We start from the raw sequence: 2,802 nt of genomic DNA on the forward strand, positions 1-2,802 counted from the left end.
CACCAGCACAGGGCGCCCCGCTTCCAGTTCTGCCAGCAGTCCCTTCGCGGGCATCCGCACGGCGCTCGCGAGCAGGTTGTTGGCGGCGGACAGCTTCAGCAGCTCCGCCATCGAGTAGCCATTCAGGGTGTCTGCGGGCGGGGCCGCGGCGAACAGCGCGTTGCCGGTAGCTGTGCCTGCGCCATGCCAGTAATTGATGACACTCGCGAGCGCGTGCGCGCCGCAGGCCGCGCCATCGAGCTGGCGGTCATGCTTTACAGGCAAGAGGAGTGTGTTGGGGGGATCAACCCCCGCGCCGAACAGTTCGAAACTGTTGTCTCCGGTGCGCGCAGCGAAAGCGGCCGGATCGGAGGAGGGTTGTACGGCGCAGGCACTCAATCCGAGCGCAAGCGCCATACAGAAAGCAGACCGCATCCTAGAGGACGGAAGCGACGACCACGACGATGGCCAAGAGGCCAATGATCGCCAGAACGTTGTTGTTGGTGAGGCCGGCGTTATAGGCTTCCGCTTCTTCCGGCGTCAGCAGCTGAACTTCGTAACCCTGCTCCTGATAGGCGCGGACCTGAGCGGCTTCGGCTTCGTTCAGGCCGTAGCGCTGAAGTTCGTCCGCATTGAACGACTGAGCTTCGACGCTTCGGAACTGCGACGCCGGCGTTTCGGCGACAGCGAAAGGCGCCGCGACCTGAGTTAGGGCAAAGCCAAGGGCGATTGCGGCGGGGAGGCGGGTTTTCATGAGCATTTCCTCTGCGGTTGTTTGAGACAAAGCCGTCTTTATGCGTCTGCAAGCCCTGAAAAGCCTGCAAGCCATTTACGCGCCAGAAGCCTTGCAGTTCCGAAAGATCAGGCGAAATGTTTCGAAAGTTTAAGGCCCTGGCCCTGATAGTTTGAGCCTTTTCCCCCATAGAGCGTCCTGGGGCGCGCGCCCATCGGCTCGTAGATCAGCTTTGCCACCGGCTGACCGTGCTCAAGGATGAAGGGCACATCACGCGAACGCACTTCCAGAACGGCCCGGCTGCCGTCCTTGTTCATGCCGAAACCCGGATCGAAAAAGCCGGCATAGTGTGCGCGAAATTCGCCAAGCTCCGGCGCGATCGGGGCCATTTCGGCGGCCTCGTCGGGCGTTACCTTCACAGTCTCCCGGCTGACGAGAATATAGAATTCTTCGGGGTTCAGCACGATGCGGCCATCCTTGGGATAGACAGGCTCCCAGAACTGGCTGACGTCATGGGCGCCGATCGCGCGCAGGTCGACCACACCGGAATGCGGCTTGGCGCGGTAGCCTGCCGGCTGACCGGCAGGGGGTTCAAGGTCGATAGAGACCACTTTTTCCTTCAGCGTTTCCGGCCGCTTCCGCTTGAAGCGCAGCTGCGCCAGACGGTCGCCGGGGCGCACCATCACCGGAAAGGTCCGCGGGCTCACTTCGAGGTAGAGCGGACCTGAATACCCCATCGCTACTTCGTCGAAGGCCTTGCCGCGATTGGTGACCAGCCGCGTGAACACGTCGATACGCCCGGTCGAGCTCTTCGGGTTGGCCCGCGCCGCCAGGCCGGCGGGCAGGCGCAGTGCTTCCTGCAGCGGCACCAGATAGACGCAGCCCGTTTCCAGCACGGCGCCCTTGTCGGTCAGGTCGATGCGGTGGAGGCGCAGGCCGGGGTCCTGCAGCAGGTCCGCCACGATCCGGTCCTTGCCCGGCAGGAAGCTCGCCCGCAGCCGGTAGGCATCTTCCGCTAGACGCAGGTCCAGGCTTGCCGGCTGAACCTGTCCGGGCTCAAGCGCCAGCGTGCTGCGGATCGCCCCGCTCGCCACCAGGGCCTCGATTTCAAAGTCGGGAAGGACCCCGCTCACATCAGCCATTACTTGCACCCCATGGTTATCAGGCATAAGTCGCTCTCCCGGAAACACAAGGACGCGCACTGACATGGCTGATGCACCCGGCGGCGATGACCCCAAGGGTTGGAAACCTGCGACCCAGGCGGTGCGCGGAGGGCTTATGCGCTCGCAATTTGGCGAGATTTCCGAGGCGATCTTCCTGACCTCCGGCTACGCCTATGATTCGGCCGAGCAAGCCGAAGCCCGCATGGCCGGCAAGGAAGAAGGCTTCGTCTATTCCCGGTACGGCAGCCCGACCGCCGAGATGCTGCAGCAGCGTCTTGCCCTGATCGAAGGCGCCGAGACCTGCCGCGTCACCGGCTCCGGCATGGGCGCCATCTCAACGGCCATTATGGCCCCGCTCAAGACCGGCGACCGGGTTGTCGCCGCAACGGCCCTGTTCGGTTCCTGCCGCTGGATCCTCGCGAACCAGATGCCGAAGTTCGGCATCGAAACGGTGTTTGTGGACGGCGCAGACATGGCGGCCTGGGAACGCGAATTAGCCAAAGGATGCCAGCTGGTGCTGATCGAAAGCCCGGCGAACCCGCTGCTGGACGGCGTGGACATCGCGGCTGTGGCAAGGCTTTGCAAGCAGGCTGGCGCGCTGCTGGTCGTTGATAATGTGTTTGCGACACCCGTGCTCCAGCGCCCGCTGGAACTCGGCGCGGATGTCATCGCTTACTCCGCCACCAAGCATATGGACGGACAGGGCCGTGTGCTCGCCGGCGCGGTCCTCGCTACCGAAAAGCTGATGAGCGAAGTCTACGATCCCTGGCTGCGCCACATGGGCCCCGCCTGTTCGCCCTTCAACGCCTGGGTCGTGCTCAAGGGGCTGGAGACGATGCAGCTGCGCGTCGAAGCGCAGAGCCGCAATGCCGCGCACCTTGCGGATGCTATCGCCGGCCACCCGGCGGTCGCGGCCGTGCGTTATCC

At 64.0% G+C, this 2,802-nt stretch carries 3 protein-coding genes and 1 pseudogene; 1 reads left to right on the forward strand and 3 read right to left on the reverse strand.

Features of this window, described 5'->3' with window-relative positions; all coding sequences use genetic code 11:
- The 3 genes and pseudogenes from WEA77_RS10240 to WEA77_RS10250 all read right to left on the reverse strand — a co-directional run.
- Positions 1-396 (reverse strand): annotated as a pseudogene (locus tag WEA77_RS10240) (hypothetical protein); the annotation flags it as partial.
- A gap of 19 nt (positions 397-415) precedes the next feature.
- Positions 416-733 carry a hypothetical protein gene (locus tag WEA77_RS10245; RefSeq protein ID WP_368067784.1) on the reverse strand — a complete coding sequence of 106 codons (318 nt, stop codon included), beginning with the start codon at positions 731-733 and terminating at the stop codon, positions 416-418.
- A gap of 107 nt (positions 734-840) precedes the next feature.
- The gene (locus WEA77_RS10250) at positions 841-1,854 is read right to left on the reverse strand and encodes a 2'-deoxycytidine 5'-triphosphate deaminase (protein WP_368067785.1); all 1,014 of its coding nucleotides are present in this window, start codon (positions 1,852-1,854) and stop codon (positions 841-843) included.
- A 64-nt stretch (positions 1,855-1,918) separates the two neighbouring features.
- Here WEA77_RS10250 and WEA77_RS10255 point away from each other — a divergent pair.
- Positions 1,919-2,802: aminotransferase class I/II-fold pyridoxal phosphate-dependent enzyme (locus WEA77_RS10255; protein ID WP_368067786.1), on the forward strand; the 884-nt coding region annotated here is incomplete at its 3' end.

The sequence above is a fragment of the Hyphomonas sp. genome (assembly GCF_040882205.1).
GTDB lineage: Bacteria > Pseudomonadota > Alphaproteobacteria > Caulobacterales > Hyphomonadaceae > Hyphomonas.